This window comes from Streptomyces bacillaris (genome assembly GCF_003268675.1).
Classification (GTDB): domain Bacteria; phylum Actinomycetota; class Actinomycetes; order Streptomycetales; family Streptomycetaceae; genus Streptomyces; species Streptomyces bacillaris.
In genome coordinates this window covers 4,925,461-4,941,234 of record NZ_CP029378.1, presented here as the reverse complement: position 1 = coordinate 4,941,234, position 15,774 = coordinate 4,925,461, and the positions used below count along the sequence as shown (strand labels likewise).

The window sequence follows — 15,774 nt, the reverse complement described above, 5'->3', positions numbered from 1 at the left end:
TCTCCTGTGTGTTCAGCGCGTGCCGCGCAGCCTGCGCCACGGGGTGAACGTGAAGACCGCGCCGCCCAGCAGGATCGCCGTGCCCGCGACCAGGCCGAGCGCGCGCAGGGCGCCGTCGTTCTCGGCACCAGTGGCCGCGAGGCCGCCGCCGGAGTCCGTACCGCCTGTCCCACCGGTCCCGCCGCCGGAAGCTGCCGCTCCGCCGTCGGAGCCCGAGCCGCCGGACGCGCCGCCCGGCTGGGCGGAGGTGTCCAGTTCCAGGGAGACGGCGACATCGGCGGGCGGGGTGCAGGTCGTCGTCGTACCGGCGGCCATCACCGTGAGGACCCCCGGGCTGAGCGTCGACTTCCCGCTCGCGCCGGGCTTGTACGTGCCGGTGAGGTCCGGGATCTCGATCGGGGCGCCGGTCTTGATGACCTCCTTGTTCAGCGGCCCCTCGACCGTGACCGTGCCCTGGTCCGCCCCGCCGAGCCTGACCTCCATGGACGGCTTGACCTGGTCGGCCGGGATGTCGATCGGGCTGTCCATGACGGACTTGCCGAACTTCACCGTGAGGTCGTACGAGCCGCCGTTCTTCCTGGCGCTGATACGGACCGGGGAGGTGGCGTTCTTGTCACCGATGGGGGTCTTGCAGGCGTAGGCGACGGAGACCTCCTTGCCGGGGAAGTCGGTGTCGCCACCGGAGCCGCCGGTGCCGCCGCCCGAGTCCGTACCGCCCGATGTCGTGCCGCCGGTGGTGGTGTCGCCTGATGTGCTGCCGCCGGATGTGTTGCCGCCGGTGGTGCCCCCGGAGTCGCTGCCTCCGGAGGTCGTGGTGCCTCCCGCGTCGGCGCCGCCGTCCGTACCGCCCGTCGTCGTACCACCGGAGTCGGTACCTCCGGATGTACTGCCGCCGGTGTCCGCGCCGCCCGTGCCGGAGCCCCCGTCCGTCACCTTGATCGTGGCGCCCGGCTGAACCGTCTCCGTCGGGGCGCACTTGGTGTCGGTGGAGATCGGCTTGGAGACGTTGATGGCGTACGCGCCCGGGGTCAGCGTGATCTCCCCGGCCGTCTCCAGCGTCAACTTGGCCGTCATGTCGGGCAGCAGCATGGGGCTGTTCTTGGGGATGGGCGGGTTCTGCCGGGGCCCCTCCAGCTTCAGCTCCCCGCTCGCCGCGCCGCCCAGCGTGATGGTCCCGGTGGGCTTCACCGTGTCCTTGCCCAGGTCCAGCACGTCCGGGTTCCTCGACGCGGCCTCGACCGTCCTCCAGACGACCTCGATCTCGTCCCCGACCTTCGCCTCGGCCGGTGCGGTCAGCAGCACCTTGGTGGTGCCCTGGACCGGCGGCAGTCCCGAGATGGGCGGCGGAACGCACTCCGTCGCGTAACTGACCTCGGCGGCCTGCGCCGGGCTCGCGGCCAGGACGATGCCCGCGCCGCCGAGCACCAGCGCGAGTGCCGCCGCGCTCATCCTCCGTTGCGTGTCCACACGTGTCCCTTCGTCGTGGGTGGGGGTCGTTTCTCCGACGGTGCGGAACGCCGGTGCTGTGCCGGTGCGGAGTCCTGGGTGAACCACGGCAGGGCGGCCGTGCCGCTGCCCGTGCCCGTGGGCCGTGCGGGGGTGCGGTGGGCGTGGCGCGGTGCGGTGCCGGTGGGGCGGGGGCGGACCTTGTCCACGACGGCCATGCCGATCCGGAAGACGGCGGCCGGGACGACCAGGCAGAGCAGCACCCAGAAGAGGGTGACGCCCCACGGACGGCTCACCCGCCACGGCTGTTCGGCCAGCAGCTTCGTCCCGTACCGCAGGGAGACCTGGTAGTCGCCGTGGGCGCCGGCGGAGAGTTCGACCGGCAGCCTGACCTGGGCCCGGCCGCCGGGGGCGACCGTGCCGCGCCACTGGCGCTCCTCCCACTGCGGGGCGAAGACGCCGTGCGCGGTGCCGATCTCGAAGACGGGGTCCTCCACAGGTGCGGTCCCCGGGTTGCCGACGGTGACCACCAACTGCCGTACGGGCGGGGCCCCGAACCAGGTGAGCAGCGAGCTCTCGCCCTCCAGGTGGGGAGTGGCCAGCACCGAGAGCCGCCCTTCGTCGGCCGGGGGCGGCAGTTCGGCCGTGGGGTGGCCCGCCACCGTGAACACCGCGTCGACCACTGCCTGTTCACCGGTCACCGTGGCCACGTGCACCACACAGGGGCAGGGTTCGGGCGGCTCGGCCACCGGCAGCTTCTTGCTGAACGCCCCCCTCCTGTCCGTGGTGACGGCCCGGCCGTCGGCGTTGGCGCAGGAGTTGGTGCCGCCGATCACGCCCCGCTCCGGGGAGGACCGGCCGCAGATCAGGAGCATCAGCAGCGCCTCGGGGCGCCAGCCGGTGCCCTTGACCGTGATCTCGCCGCCTTTGCCCGCCTCCTTCTTGGAGAGGGTCACGGCGGGGTCGCTCTCGGCCGCACGCACGGTCGCGCCGGCGCCCGGGGCGGTGACGAGGGGCAGAAGAACGGCCAGGAGGAGCAGGAGAGTTGCCGTTACGGTACGCCGGGCGGGAGCCCGGTCCCGGGGGTGCCGCCGCTTCACGATTCCGCTCCTGTCCTCGCGAGGGGGCCGGGGTGCCGGGGCGATCGGCCGTCTTCAGCGACCACGGCGGGAGCCGGGATGGCGGAGGCCGGGGGCAGAGTGGAGGCTTGGGGCTCGCCTCGGGTGCGGCGCCGTCGGTACGCCCCCGTGCCGAGCACCGCCAGCGCGCCGAGCGCCAGCAGCCCGCCCCCGGCGACCGGCGCCACCGGGACGTACGCCGCCGAGGCCACCGCCTCGCCCCGCGCCCCGCCCTCCGCGGTGACCCGGAGCCGTACGGTGACGGAGTCCAACGCCGGGGCGTCCGGCCAGGGTTCGGTCAGCTCCACCCGGTGGCCGGGGGCCAGCTCCAGCGGCAGCGGCCGCTCCGGACGGTCCAGCAGCACCCCGAACACCCCGTCCGCGCGCACGGCCAGCCGCGGCCGCAGCGGGGTGTTGCCCCGGTTGACCAGGGCGTACCGGACGGTTCCGCCCGACACCTCGACGTCCTCCACGGTGAGCGCCTCCAGAGTGGGGCCGCCGACCCGTACCCGTACCGGAACGCGCCTCTCCGTACCCCCGCCCGCCGCCGCCACGATCTCCCCCGCGAGGTCACCCGGGGTCGCGTTGTCCGGCAGGGCGAGGGCGAACGGCACGTCGGCGCGGGTCCGGGCCGGGACGGTGACCGTCCGCGCCGCGAACCGGAGCCATGGCCCGGCCCGGCCGTCGCCCCGCAGCCGTACGGTCAGCGGGGTGCGGGCGGGGTTGGTGACCGAGATCCGGTCCCGGAGGACCGAGTCGGGGACGCCCTCCAGATACGCGTACGGCCGCACGTCCCGCCCGGCGCTCCCGCCGCCCGCGGGCCGGACCGTCCAGCCGGGGCCCCCCTCGGCCGCCGCGGCGGGGGCGGGGAGCAGCGCCAGCAGGAGGGCGACGAGGGCCGTCGTCAGGACGGCTGCGACCCCGCGCCCGTACGGTCCGTACAGGCCGGACAGCACAGGCACCGGTTCGAACGGTGTGAACGGCGTGGACGGCGTGGACGGCGTGGACGGCATGGACGGCATGGAAGGAACAGGAAGAACAGGCGGTACGGGCGGCATCGGCGGCTCCCTCGCGCTGGCGTGTCCGGCCTTCAGCCCGTGGGGCGCTGTCCTCGCCGGGTCAGCCAGAGCACCCCGGCCGCCCCGGTGAGCAGCACGGTCCCGCCGAGGGTGCCGAGCGCCGCCACCGAGTCGAGCGGCCCGGTCTTCGGCAGTTCGCCCCCGCCGGTGGCGCCTCCCGAACCGGTCGCTCCGCCTCCGCTCGACGCACCTCCCGACCCTCCCGAACCGGTCGATCCGCCGGAACCTCCCGAACCGCCCCCCGCTCCTTCGACGTCGAGCGTCAGGGAGGGCCCGGGGCTGTTCTTCGGCGTACAGGTCGTCACCGTGCCGAGCGCCTTGATGGTGAGCACCCCGGCGGTGAAGGTGACCTTGCCGCTCTTCCTCGGTGTGTACGTCCCCGACAAGTCACTGATCTTGATGGGGGTGTTGGCCGGAATCGCCTCCGCGTTCGCGGGCCCCGAGACCTGGACCTTCCCCGTCTCCGCGCCGCCCACCTCGATCACGGCGCTCGGGTTCATGGCGCCCTTGCCCAGTTCGACCGGGCTGGAGGAGACGCCCTTCTGGAAGGACATGGTGAGCCTGTATCCGCCGCCGCTGGCGACGCTCTTGATATCGATGGGCGAGACGGCCCCTTTGGACCCGATGGGCGTCTCGCACTGGTAGTTGACGTCCACGACCTCGGCGTGGGCGGCGGGCGCGGCCATCAGGACCACCGAGCCCGCCAGCGCGGTCGTCAGTGTGGCCGTCAGCGCGAGAGCTGTCCGCTTCTGGTTCGACACCTCGTGTTCCCCTCATGCCGGACGCCGCCGCGCGCCACGGCCGGTGCGGGCACGCTGTGCTGACGGCACATCAGATCGGTCGCTCAAGGTACGCCCGGGGCCTGATGGAGGGAAGACAAAAAGCGCGCCGGATCGGCGCGCTCTTCGGCGTATGCGGTGGTACGGGGTGGCTTCGCGGTCACGCGGGGGCGGCCAGCTCCGCCCAGACGGTCTTGCCCGGCCGGTCCGGCGTGCGCTGCACGCCCCAGTCCAGGCAGAGGCGCTGCACGATGAACATGCCGTGCCCGCCGGGGCGGCCGGCGCGGTGCGGCGTACGGGGGGCGGGCTGACCGGCCCCCGGTCGACGACCTCGACGCGCAGCGCCTTGGGCGTGCAGCCGATCCGCAGCTCCTCGGGGCCTTCCGCGTGCAGACAGGCGTTGGTCACCAGCTCGGAGACGACCAGCAGGACGTCCTCGGCCGCGGCCCGGCGGTCGGCGCTGGACGCCGGGAGCCACCCCCAGTCGTGCAGGGCCTGCCGGGCGAAATCACGGGCCAACGGAACGATCCCGCTGGCCTGCCCGAGTGAGAGCGTGCGCCACTGCCGCTCGGCCGGGACGGGCGAGGCTGCGCCCGCTCCCTCCGGCTCGCGACCGAGGTCGCCCGGCGGATGCTGCCGGGTGGTGCTCATCAGCGCTTCACCTCACCGATTCGCCATGTCGTTCGCCATGTCGCCATGTCGCATTGAACAGAAATGATCAGTTACCGAGTGTGCCGGATCCCTGGTCCCTACGGGATGCCGACGGGGTGTCTCCTGCCCGGCCGCTCCGCTACAACACCCACTTCAGGCAGTCGATCGCGTAACACCGCCATCATCGGGCACAGCGCGGGGCGTGCCGCACCCGATCTAGGTGTTCAAAGCGTCTTCGAGGGTGGCGTGGACGGTGAAGACCGCCTCGGCGCCGGTGATCTCGAAGACTCTCGCCACGACCGGCAGCATGCCGGTCAGATGAACGCCTCCCCCGGCCGCCTCCGCCTTGAGGCGGGCGCCGAGCAGCACGTTCAGCCCGGTGGAGTCACAGAAGTCCAGCCGTGAGCAGTCGACCACCAGACGTGATCGCCCTTGCTCGACCGCGCTCTCCAGGGGTTCCCGCAGCAGATCGGCGGTGTGGTGATCCAGCTCACCCACCGGAGTCACGACCTCGCTGCGCCCCTCGGTCCGGGCCTCGACCTGAAGCCGACCCCGGTTCGCACTGCCGACCGTCCCGCGGTCCATGCCCAGTACCTCTTCGCCGTCCGTCACTGTGCGCGTCACTGCCTGTGCGGCTGTATGCAGAGCTGCCGCCGACGTGCGTAAAACAGTACGCGTTCCGTACGCCACGCGGTAGTCGGAGACCTCAACAAACCGGACATATGCGGTTAATTAGCGCTTGTAACTGTCAGCAGTAACCGGGTAATGGTAGAGGGACACCTGAAATCACGACCGGCTTCGGAGGCGCCGCTTCACCGCAGGAACACGTATGGGCATCGGCAGCCATATGCCGAGAACGATGGAGGAGAACCATGTCACCCCGGCTCGACGAAGCGCGTACCCGCGACGCGTCGTCGGCATGTCCTCAGGGACCGACCAATTCCGACTCCCCGTCCGCGAGCGCCCTCCCGGGCCCGCGCGCCGGCACCACCAGCACCACCCCCGAATCTCACGGCGAGGGGCTTGAGGGCTTCACGGGGCTCGAAGGACTTCCCGAGATCCCGCCCTACGCCGAAGTGGGGGCCCTGGACGCCAGGGCCCTGTCGAAGACGCTCTTCGAGCGCCTCGAATCCCTCGAAGAGGGCACGCACGAGTACGCGTACGTCCGCAACACCCTCGTCGAGCTGAACCTCGCGCTCGTCAAGTTCGCCGCCTCCCGGTTCCGCTCGCGCAGCGAGCCGATGGAGGACATCGTCCAGGTCGGCACCATCGGCCTGATCAAGGCGATCGACCGGTTCGAGCTGAGCCGCGGTGTCGAGTTCCCGACGTTCGCGATGCCGACCATCGTCGGCGAGATCAAACGATTCTTCCGCGACACCAGCTGGTCCGTGCGCGTCCCGCGCCGGCTCCAGGAACTCCGGCTCGACCTGGCCAAGGCGGGGGACGAACTCTCCCAGCAGCTGGACCGCGCGCCCACCGTGGCGGAGCTGTCCGAGCGCCTGGGCATCACCCCGGACGAGGTCGTCGAGGGCATGTCCGCGAGCAACGCGTACACCGCCAGCTCGCTGGACGCCAAGCCCGAGGAGGACGACGGCGAGGGCGCCCTCGCGGACCGCATCGGCTACGAGGACCACGGGCTCGAAGGCATCGAGTACGTCGAGTCCCTGAAGCCGCTGATCGCCGCGCTGCCCTCGCGGGACCGCATGATCCTCTCGCTCCGCTTCGTCAGCAACATGACGCAGTCGGAGATCGGCGAGGAGCTGGGCATCTCCCAGATGCACGTGTCCCGCCTGCTCTCCCGGACGCTGATCAAGCTCCGCAAGGGGCTGACCGTGGAGGAGTAGCGGCCCGCGCTCTCAGCGGAAGGGCCCGCTCCCGTACGCACGTCACGCGACGGCGTACCGGGGGCGGGCCCTTCCGTGCGTACCGGCTGCTCCGCCTACTCCACCCGCTGCCCGCCCCGCCACACCGCGCTGACCAGCGGGACGCCCGGGCGGTAGGCGAGGTGGACGTGGCTGGGGGCGTCCAGGAGGACCAGGTCGGCGCGGGCGCCGGGGGTGATGCGGCCCATGTCGGTGCGGCGCAGGGCCGCGGCGCCGCCCGCGGTGGCGGACCAGAGGGCCTCGTCGGGGGTCATCCCCATGTCCCGTACGGCCAGGGCGATGCAGAACGGCATGGACGAGGTGAACGACGAGCCGGGGTTGCAGTCCGTGGAGAGCGCGACCGTGGCCCCCGCGTCGAGCAGGCGGCGGGCGTCGGGCCAGGTGGCGCGGGTGGAGAACTCGGCGCCGGGGAGGAGCGTGGCGACCGTGTCGCCCTGGCCGAGCGCGTCGACGTCGGCGTCGGTGAGGTGGGTGCAGTGGTCGGCGGATGCGGCGTCGAGCTCCACGGCGAGCTGGACACCGGGGCCGTACGTCAGCTGGTTGGCGTGGATACGGGGGTGGAGCCCCTTGGCGCGGCCCGCGGTGAGGATGGCGCGGGCCTGGTCGCCGTCGAAGGCGCCTCGCTCGCAGAAGACATCGATCCAGCGGGCGTGCGGGGCGCAGGCGTCCAGCATCGGGCCGGTGACCAGGTCGACGTAGCCCGCCGGGTCGTCGGCGTAGTCCGGGGAGACGACGTGGGCGCCGAGGTAGGTGACCTCGTCGGTGTGGCGGGAGGCGATGCGCAGGGCGCGGGCCTCGTCCTCGACGGTGAGGCCGTAGCCGGACTTGGTCTCCAGGGTGGTGGTGCCCTGGCGCAGGGCCTCCGCGAGGTAGTGGGCGACGTTGGCGGAGAGCTGCTCGTCGGAGGCCTCGCGGGTGGCGGCGACCGTGGTGCGGATGCCGCCCGCGGTGTAGGGCTGCCCGGACATCCGGGCGTTGAACTCCTGGGTGCGGTCGCCCGCGAAGACCAGGTGGGAGTGGGAGTCGACGAAGCCGGGGATCATGGCCCGGCCCGCCGCGTCGAGGACGTTGTCAGTGGCGGGTGCTTTGCTTGATTCACCGGTCCAGACGATGCGGTCGCCGTCGATGACGACGGCCGCGTCCTGGATCAGGCCCAGGGGGGTCCCGTTGCCGAGGGAGGGGTCATTGGTGACCAGGCTGGCGATGTGGGTGACGGCGGTGGTCGTCATCTGGAGAGTGTTCTCCTTGCGTTCCGGGAGGGCTGGGGTGAGGGGCGTGCGACGGCTGCCGGTCAGCCGTGCAGGGCGGCCACGGCTGCCGCGAGCGCTCCGGGCACGTCCTCGACCAGCGTGTGGCGGCCGTCACGGACGATATGACGCCCTGCCACGACCGTGTGCCGCACATCGGCGGCGGAGGCGGCGAATACGGCGGTCTCCGCTGCCAGCCGGGGCACCGGTCCCGCCGTTCTGACGGAGTCCAGGGTGATGGTCGTCAGGTCGGCGGGGGCACCCGGTTCCAGGACGCCCGCGTCGGGGCGGCCGAGCGCGGCGTGCCCGTCGGCGGAGGCGGCCCGGAGCAGGGCGGCGGCCGTCCAGTGGCCCCGGATGTGGGTGCGCAGCCGCTCGTTCAGCTCCATCGCCCGCGCCTCTTCGAAGAGGTCGATGACGGCGTGGCTGTCGCTGCCCAGGGAGAGCGGCGAGCCCGCCTTCTGGAGGGCCACGGCGGGGCCGATGCCGTCCGCCAGGTCGCGTTCGGTGGTGGGGCACATGCAGGTGCCGGTGGAGGAGGAGCCGAGCAGCGCGATGTCCTCCTGGGTGAGGTGCGTGTTGTGGACGCCCGTGGTGCGGGGGCCCAGCACCCCGTGGTCGGCCAGCAGCCGGGTGGGGGTGCGGCCGTGGGCGGCCAGGCAGGCGTCGTTCTCCGCGAGCTGTTCGGAGAGGTGGACGTGGAGGGGGGCCTCCCGCTCCTCGGCCCACCGCGCCACGGTGGCCAGTTGGTCCGCCGGGACCGCGCGGACGGAGTGGATGGCGGCGCCGATCAGGGCGTGGTCACCGCCCTTGAGGAGGGAGGCGCGCTCGGCCCAGGCGTCGGCGGTGGTGTCGGAGAAGCGGAGCTGGTGCCGGTTGGGCGGCTCCCCGAAGCCGGCCGCGAGGTAGGCGGTGTCCAGCAGGGTGATCCGGATGCCCGCCTCGGCCGCCGCCGCGATGAGGGCCTCCCCCATGGCGTTGGGGTCGGCGTATGGCGTGCCGCCGGGCGCGTGGTGCAGATAGTGGAACTCCCCGACGGCGGTGATCCCGGCCAGGGCCATTTCGGCGTACGTGGCACGGGCCAGGTCGAAGTAGCTGTCCGGGGTGAGCCGGGAGGCCACCTGGTACATCAGCTCGCGCCAGGTCCAGAAGGTCCCGGTGCCCACCTGGACGGTGGCGCGCAGGGCCCGGTGGAAGGCGTGGGAGTGGGTGTTGGCGAGGCCGGGGAGGGTCAGGCCGCGCAGCACGGTGGCGCCGGGCGGGGGCGTCTGCACCCCGGTCCTGACCCCGGCGATCCGGCCCCCGGCGACCTCCACGGTGACATCGGGCTCCACATGGGTCCCGAGCCAGGCGTGGTCCATCCAGTACGTCGCGGTGACGGGCCCGCCCGCCGCCCGTGCCGTCTCGGCGGTCCGTGGTGCCTGCGCGGTCCCTGCCCTCTCCGCGGCCCGTGCCGTCTCGGCGGTCCGGTTCGTCAGCTGCACGCGAGACCTTCCAGTACGTCGGCGAGTGCCCGCACCCCGGCCACGCAGTCGTCCTCGGCGGCGTGTTCGGCCGGGGAGTGCGAGATGCCGGTGGGGTTCCGTACGAAGAGCATGGCGGTGGGCACCGAGGCGGACAAAATACCCGCATCGTGGCCCGCGCCGGTGCCGAGGACGGGGACGGGACGCCCCGTGTCGCCGCTCCCCTCCAGGATCTTGGCCAGTTCGTCCCGCAGGGCGTGCTCGAACTCGACCACGGGCGTGAACGACTCCCGTACGACGTCGAGATCGATCCCGGCCCGGTCGGCGTACTCCCGGGCGGCGCGCTCGATGCCGGTGACGACGGCGTCCAGGGTGGCCTGGTCGGCGGCGCGGGAGTCGAGCCAGCCCCGGACGAGGGAGGGGATGGCGTTGACGCCGTTGGGCTCGACGGCGATCTTGCCGAAGGTGGCGAGGGCGCCGGTGAGTTCGGCCTCGCGGCGGGCGGCGAGCACGGTCTCGGCGTACGTGAGCATGGGGTCGCGGCGGTCGACGAGGCGGGTGGTGCCCGCGTGGTTGGCCTCGCCCCGGAAGTCGAACCGCCAGCGGCCGTGCGGCCAGATGGCGGAGGCGATGCCGACGGGGTCGCCGGTCAGGTCAAGAGCGCGGCCCTGCTCGACGTGGAGTTCGACGAACGCGCCGATCCGGGCGAGCCGTTCGGGGTCGGGGCCGATGGTGTCGGGGTCGTATCCGGCGCTCTCCATGGCGGCGGGCAGGGCGATCCCGTCTGCGTCCCTGAGGCGGTGGGCGTCCGCGACGGTGAGCTGTCCGGCGGCGAGCCGGGACCCGACGCAGGCGAGGCCGAAGCGGGCGCCCTCCTCGTCACCGAAGTTGGTGACGGCGAGGGGGCGGGTGAACGCCACGCCCCGGGAACGGAGTTCGTCGAGCGCGGCGAAGGAGGAGACCACGCCCAGCGGCCCGTCGAAGGCGCCGCCGTCGGGGACGGAGTCCAGGTGCGAGCCGGTGACGACGGCGTTCCCGGCCAGGGGGTCACCGAGCCAGGCCCACTGGTTGCCGTTGCGGTCGGTCTCGTAGGTGAGCCCGCGCGCCTCGGCCTGCGCCCGGAACCAGGCCCGGCACTCCAGGTCCGCCGCCGACCAGGCGTAACGGCGGTAGCCGCCGCTGTCGGGGTGGCGGCCGACAGGAGCCAGCTCGCGCCACATGGAGAGGAAGGAGTCGCCGGTACGCCAGTCACTTGTACGCCCCTGGGGCGCGGGCCCCCCGAAGGGCGCGGCGGCCCCCCGGGGTGAGCCCGCCGCCGGGCCGGGCCCGGCGGCACCCGACGGCGTACCGGGGCGCGCGCCCGGGGAGGCGGGAGCGCTCGACGGCGTACCCGGGTGCGCCCCCGGGGAGGCGGGAGCGCCGGGCGCCGTGCCCCGGGGCGCGCCCTTGCGCCTGCCGTCCGGCGGGCCCGCCGTGCCCCGTGGCGTACCGCCGGTCCCGGGCAGGTCCCCCGGTGTGCCCGTCGGCATCAGTGGTCCTCCGTCATCGGGACGCGTACGCCCTTCTCCGCGGCGACCGACTCCGCGATGTCGTAGCCCGCGTCGACATGGCGGATGACGCCCATGCCGGGGTCGTTCGTCAGGACGCGGCGGATCTTCTCGCCCGCGAGCTTCGTGCCGTCCGCGACGGTGACCTGGCCCGCGTGGATGGAGCGGCCCATGCCGACGCCGCCGCCGTGGTGGAGGGAGACCCAGGAGGCGCCGGAGGCGACGTTGACCATGGCGTTGAGCAGCGGCCAGTCCGCGATGGCGTCGGAGCCGTCGAGCATGGCCTCGGTCTCGCGGTACGGGGAGGCGACCGAGCCGCAGTCCAGGTGGTCGCGGCCGATGGCGAGCGGGGCGGCCAGCTCGCCGCTCGCGACCATGTCGTTGAAGCGCTCGCCGGCCTTGTCGCGCTCGCCGTAGCCGAGCCAGCAGATGCGGGCGGGCAGGCCCTGGAAGTGGACGCGTTCGCCGGCCATCGTGATCCAGCGGTGCAGGGACTCGTTCTCCGGGAAGAGGTCCAGGATCGCCTTGTCCGTCTTGTGGATGTCGGACGCCTCGCCGGAGAGGGCGGCCCAGCGGAAGGGGCCCTTGCCCTCGCAGAAGAGGGGGCGGATGTAGGCGGGGACGAAGCCGGGGAAGTCGAAGGCCCGGTCGTACCCGGCGAGTCGGGCCTCGCCGCGGATGGAGTTGCCGTAGTCGAAGACCTCGGCCCCGGCGTCCATGAAGCCGACCATGGCCTCGACGTGACGGGCCATCGACTCGCGGGCGCGCTGGGTGAAGTCGGCGGGCTTCTCGGCGGCGAGGGTGGCCATGTCGTCGAAGTCGACGCCGAGCGGGAGGTAGGCCAGCGGGTCGTGGGCGCTGGTCTGGTCGGTGACGATGTCGATCGGCGCGCCCTCGACGAGCATCCGGGGCAGCAGCTCCGCCGCGTTGCCGAGGAGGCCGATGGAGAGGGGGCGGCGGGCGTCGCGGGCCTCGACGGCGAGCTGGAGGGCGTGCTCCAGGCTGTCGGCCTTCACGTCCAGGTAGCGGTGTTCGATGCGGCGGTCGATGGCGCGCGGATCGCAGTCGATACAGATGGCGACGCCGTCGTTCATGGTGACGGCGAGCGGCTGGGCGCCGCCCATGCCGCCGAGCCCGGCGGTCAGGGTGATCGTCCCGGCCAGCGTGCCGCCGAACTTCTTGGCGGCGACGGCGGCAAAGGTCTCGTAGGTGCCCTGGAGGATGCCCTGGGTGCCGATGTAGATCCAGGACCCGGCGGTCATCTGGCCGTACATGGTCAGGCCCAGCTGCTCCAGGCGACGGAACTCCTCCCAGTTGGCCCAGTCGCCCACCAGATTGGAGTTGGCGATGAGGACGCGCGGGGCCCACTCGTGGGTCTGCATGACACCGACCGGACGCCCGGACTGGACGAGCATCGTCTCGTCCTGCTTGAGCGTCTGCAACGTACGGACCATCGCGTCGAACGAGCGCCAGTCGCGGGCCGCCTTGCCCGTACCGCCGTAGACGACGAGCTTGTCGGGGTGCTCGGCGACCTCGGGGTCCAGGTTGTTCTGGAGCATGCGCAGGGCGGCTTCCTGCTGCCATCCCAGGGCGCTGAGGGCGCTGCCGCGCGGTGCTCGTACGGGGCGGGGTCCTGACATGGCGGTGCCTCCTCGCGACGATGACTAGATATTCACATCCTGAGGCGCTGAATAGTCGTAGTCAACAGGTGCGGTCCGTGCCGCGTCCGGGAAAGCGTCTCCCGACCCGTCGCAGCCCGCCCCGGAGGCACCGATGAGCACCCCCGCCACACCCGGCACCCCCTCCCCCGAGGCACCCGAGGGCTCACCGCCCCTCAAGCGGGCGCTCGGCCCCAAGCTGCTGATCCTCTTCGTCGTCGGGGACATCCTGGGCACCGGCATCTACGCCACCACCGGGGACGTGGCGGGCAAGGTGGGCGGTGCGCTCTGGCTGCCGTTCGCGATCGGGTTCGTCGTGGCGCTGCTGACGGCGGCCTCGTACGTGGAGCTGGTCGGCAAGTATCCGAAGGCGGCCGGGGCCGCGCTCTACACCCAGAAGGCGTTCAAGGCCCCCTTCCTCACCTTCGTCGTCGCCTTCATGGTCATGTGCTCGGGCCTCTCCTCCGCGAGCGCGGCGGCCCGGGCGTTCAGCGGCGACTACCTGGGCGAGTTCACCGACGCGGTGCCGCCGACCCTGATCGCGATCCTGTTCATCCTCGCGCTGGCCGCGATCAATCTGCGCGGGGTCTCCGAGTCGGTGAAGGCCAACGTCGTCCTGACCCTGGTGGAGGTCAGCGGGCTGGCGGTGATCCTGGCGATCGGCGCGTACGCCGTGCTGAGCGGGGACGGGGAGCCCTCCCGGCTGACCCAGATCGAGACCGGCGGCACGGGATACGCCCTGCTCACCGGGGTGCTCGGCGCCACCGCGCTCGGCTTCTTCGCCTTCGTGGGTTTCGAGGACTCGGTCAACATGGCGGAGGAGACCAAGGACCCCGCCCGCAACTTCCCCCGGGCCATCTTCATCGGCGTGGCCGTCACCGGCACCATCTACATCCTGGTCGCCCTGGTCTCCTCCCTCCTGGTCGACTCCCGCACCCTGGCGGAGTCCAGCGGTCCGCTCCTGGAGGTGGTGAAGGCGGGCGGCGTCGATTTTCCGCCGAAACTCTTCGCCCTGATCGCCCTGTTCGCTGTCACCAACTCGGCCTTGATCAACCTGATGATGGCCTCCCGGCTCTGCTACGGCATGGCCAACGAACGCATCCTGCCGCCCACGATGGGCAAGGTCCTGGCGGGCCGGCGCACCCCCTGGGTCGGCATCGTCTTCGTCTCCCTGCTGGCGATCGGCCTGGTCTCCACCGGCGAGATCGAGGGGCTCGGGGACACCACCTCGTTCCTGCTGCTCTGCGTCTTCGGCGTGGTCAACATCGCCGTACTGGTCCTGCGCAAAGACCGCGTGGCGCACCGCCACTTCCGTACGCCGACCGCCCTGCCCGTCCTCGGCGCGCTCACCTCGCTCGTCCTGGCGAGCCCGCTCGCGGACCGGGGCTCGGACGTCTACGTACGCGCCGGGATCCTGCTGCTGATCGGCATCGGGCTCTGGGCGGTGAACAAGGCGGTGATGACGGCCCGCGAGAAGTCCGGCGCGGCGGCGGACCGATGATCCGTCACACCGCTTCCCGGCCAACGCATTTCGGCCGCTCCTTTACACCCTGCGGAGCATGTACCAAAGGAAAATGCCAGAACTTCCACCTGCCGTGAGTACGTTGCGTAGCCTCAGGGTCACAGCCGTACGCCGCTTCGGGAGGGGAACCCGCGTGCCCGGAATCGACGAGTGCCTGCTCGAAGTCATGAGGCTGCCCGGCGCCCGTGGCGCCTCGGTGGTCGACTGGACGAGCGGCCTCGCGCTCGGCACCATCGGCGAATCCCCCAACGGCGACCACGAGGCGACGGCGGCCGAGACGGCAGAGGTCGCCCGGATGACCGCCGAACAGCCCGCCTTCGCCCGCCTGGTGGCAGGGGACTCCGCCGACCGCTCCGGGGAAGCGCCGGGCACCGCCGTCGAGGACGTCATCGTCACCACCCAAGACGGTTACCACATGCTCCGCTTCGTCGAGACGGCTTTCGACAGCAGCGTCTTCCTCCACCTCTGGCTGAGCCGCTCCGAGGGCAATCTCGCGATGGCCCGGTTACGCCTGGGCGAGCTGGCCGAGCGGCTGGTGCTGGCGTGAGCGCGATAGCCGCCGACCCCGGCGCCCCCGAGACGGACCGGCTCCCGGTCCTCTCCCCGATGCTCCAGCGCCTCGCCGCCGAACGGGCCACCGGCGCCCTGATGCGCGACCGCGGCACGCTCTACCTCGCCGACGGCCAGGTGGTCCACGCCGAGAGCCCCGCCACCCCCGGCATCGACGTGCTCCTCACCACCGGCGGCACCCTGCGCCACGAGGGGTGGTGGGACGCGGTGGCGCAGGCCGGGGCCGGACAGCGGGTCGGCCGCTATCTCGTCGACAGCGGCCATGTGCCCGGCGGCGCGCTGGAGCTGTGCCACCTGGGCGCACTGTACGACGCCGCGTTCTTCGCCCTCGCCCCGACCGGCACCCCCGCCCGCTTCCGTTACGGGGTGTCCCACTGGATCGGGCCGGTGCGGCCGGTCCCGGTGGCCGCCGTCCAGCGCGAGACCCTGCGCCGACGGGAGCTGCTGGACCGGATCTGGCCCGACGCCGCCTGCGACAGCGCCCCCGTCCTGGGGAGGGCGGCCCACCCGGGCGCCGGCCCCGTACCGTACCGCCAGCGCGCGGTCCTGGAGCTGGCCGACGGCGTCCGTACGGCCTCCGACATCGCCCAGGCCCTGGGCCGTTCGGCGTTCCACATCCTGGTCGACCTGCGGCGGCTCGCCGCGGCCGGCCTGGTGGAGGCGGTCCGCGAGCAGCCGCTGCCCGCCACCGCCACGACGGCCGGCCGGATCACGCTCCCCGAGGTGACGGCCGACCCCGACATCGCCCTGCTGCGCCGGCTCCGAGACGCATTGGAGGCCCTGTGATACGCGCGCTCAGACAGCGTGCCGG

General features: G+C 72.7%; 13 protein-coding genes and 1 pseudogene. 4 read left to right on the top strand and 10 right to left on the bottom strand.

Features of this window, described 5'->3' with window-relative positions; translation table 11 throughout:
- Positions 1-12: 12 nt before the first annotated feature.
- The 6 genes and pseudogenes from DJ476_RS21480 to DJ476_RS21455 all read right to left on the bottom strand — a co-directional run bounded on the left by DJ476_RS21480 (position 13) and on the right by DJ476_RS21455 (position 5,658).
- Complete coding sequence (locus DJ476_RS21480; RefSeq protein ID WP_112491325.1) at positions 13-1,449, bottom strand: hypothetical protein; 1,437 nt, start codon at positions 1,447-1,449, stop codon at positions 13-15.
- The gene (locus DJ476_RS21475) at positions 1,446-2,546 is read right to left on the bottom strand and encodes a hypothetical protein (protein WP_112491324.1); all 1,101 of its coding nucleotides are present in this window, start codon (positions 2,544-2,546) and stop codon (positions 1,446-1,448) included. Before DJ476_RS21475 ends, DJ476_RS21480 begins: the two co-directional genes overlap by 4 nt.
- Positions 2,543-3,526, bottom strand: coding sequence for a hypothetical protein (locus tag DJ476_RS21470; RefSeq protein WP_381247262.1), 984 nt, complete (start codon positions 3,524-3,526; stop codon positions 2,543-2,545). The genes DJ476_RS21475 and DJ476_RS21470 overlap by 4 nt, the downstream gene beginning before the upstream one ends.
- 128 nt (positions 3,527-3,654) lie before the next feature.
- Entirely contained in the window at positions 3,655-4,404 is a 750-nt protein-coding gene (locus tag DJ476_RS21465; RefSeq protein ID WP_112491323.1) for a peptidase, read from the bottom strand.
- Between the two features lie 178 nt (positions 4,405-4,582).
- Positions 4,583-5,073: pseudogene (locus DJ476_RS21460) on the bottom strand (ATP-binding protein).
- 216 nt (positions 5,074-5,289) lie between these two features.
- A complete protein-coding gene (locus DJ476_RS21455; protein ID WP_029395800.1) occupies positions 5,290-5,658 on the bottom strand; it encodes an STAS domain-containing protein in 369 nt (122 codons plus the stop codon).
- 287 nt (positions 5,659-5,945) lie between these two features.
- Between DJ476_RS21455 and DJ476_RS21450 the strand changes: the two genes are divergently transcribed.
- A complete protein-coding gene (locus DJ476_RS21450; protein ID WP_103418558.1) occupies positions 5,946-6,917 on the top strand; it encodes an RNA polymerase sigma factor SigF in 972 nt (323 codons plus the stop codon).
- A 95-nt stretch (positions 6,918-7,012) separates the two neighbouring features.
- On the opposite strand, the gene hutI is transcribed toward DJ476_RS21450, so the two are convergent.
- From hutI to hutU, 4 genes are all read right to left on the bottom strand, one after another.
- Complete coding sequence (gene hutI / locus DJ476_RS21445) at positions 7,013-8,185, bottom strand: imidazolonepropionase (protein ID WP_112491322.1); 1,173 nt, start codon at positions 8,183-8,185, stop codon at positions 7,013-7,015.
- Between the two features lie 62 nt (positions 8,186-8,247).
- On the bottom strand, positions 8,248-9,687 hold the full coding sequence (locus DJ476_RS21440) for a formimidoylglutamate deiminase (RefSeq protein WP_277627677.1): 1,440 nt from the start codon (positions 9,685-9,687) through the stop codon (positions 8,248-8,250).
- On the bottom strand, positions 9,678-11,195 hold the full coding sequence (locus tag DJ476_RS21435) for an allantoate amidohydrolase (RefSeq protein ID WP_404827529.1): 1,518 nt from the start codon (positions 11,193-11,195) through the stop codon (positions 9,678-9,680). Before DJ476_RS21435 ends, DJ476_RS21440 begins: the two co-directional genes overlap by 10 nt.
- Positions 11,195-12,853, bottom strand: a complete 1,659-nt coding sequence (gene hutU / locus DJ476_RS21430) for a urocanate hydratase (RefSeq protein ID WP_112491321.1) — start codon at positions 12,851-12,853, stop codon at positions 11,195-11,197. Before hutU ends, DJ476_RS21435 begins: the two co-directional genes overlap by 1 nt.
- A gap of 133 nt (positions 12,854-12,986) precedes the next feature.
- Between hutU and DJ476_RS21425 the strand changes: the two genes are divergently transcribed.
- The 3 genes from DJ476_RS21425 to DJ476_RS21415 all read left to right on the top strand — a co-directional run bounded on the left by DJ476_RS21425 (position 12,987) and on the right by DJ476_RS21415 (position 15,749).
- Positions 12,987-14,372 (top strand): APC family permease, encoded by a 1,386-nt coding sequence (locus DJ476_RS21425; RefSeq protein WP_112491320.1) that lies wholly within the window; start codon positions 12,987-12,989, stop codon positions 14,370-14,372.
- A gap of 154 nt (positions 14,373-14,526) precedes the next feature.
- A complete protein-coding gene (locus DJ476_RS21420) occupies positions 14,527-14,940 on the top strand; it encodes a hypothetical protein (RefSeq protein ID WP_019761232.1) in 414 nt (137 codons plus the stop codon).
- Positions 14,937-15,749, top strand: a complete 813-nt coding sequence (locus DJ476_RS21415; protein ID WP_070204967.1) for a helix-turn-helix domain-containing protein — start codon at positions 14,937-14,939, stop codon at positions 15,747-15,749. Before DJ476_RS21420 ends, DJ476_RS21415 begins: the two co-directional genes overlap by 4 nt.
- The last annotated feature ends 25 nt before the right edge of the window (positions 15,750-15,774 follow it).

Excerpts from the sequence above, each read along its gene's own strand:
- DJ476_RS21480 (WP_112491325.1), bottom strand. The coding sequence starts at position 1,449 with ATGAGCGCGGCGGCACTCGCGCTGGTGCTCGGCGGCGCGGGCATCGTC.
- DJ476_RS21455 (WP_029395800.1), bottom strand. The coding sequence starts at position 5,658 with ATGGACCGCGGGACGGTCGGCAGTGCGAACCGGGGTCGGCTTCAGGTC.
- DJ476_RS21450 (WP_103418558.1), top strand. The coding sequence starts at position 5,946 with ATGTCACCCCGGCTCGACGAAGCGCGTACCCGCGACGCGTCGTCGGCA.
- hutI (WP_112491322.1), bottom strand. The coding sequence starts at position 8,185 with ATGACGACCACCGCCGTCACCCACATCGCCAGCCTGGTCACCAATGAC.
- DJ476_RS21435 (WP_404827529.1), bottom strand. The coding sequence starts at position 11,195 with ATGCCGACGGGCACACCGGGGGACCTGCCCGGGACCGGCGGTACGCCA.
- hutU (WP_112491321.1), bottom strand. The coding sequence starts at position 12,853 with ATGTCAGGACCCCGCCCCGTACGAGCACCGCGCGGCAGCGCCCTCAGC.
- DJ476_RS21425 (WP_112491320.1), top strand. The coding sequence starts at position 12,987 with ATGAGCACCCCCGCCACACCCGGCACCCCCTCCCCCGAGGCACCCGAG.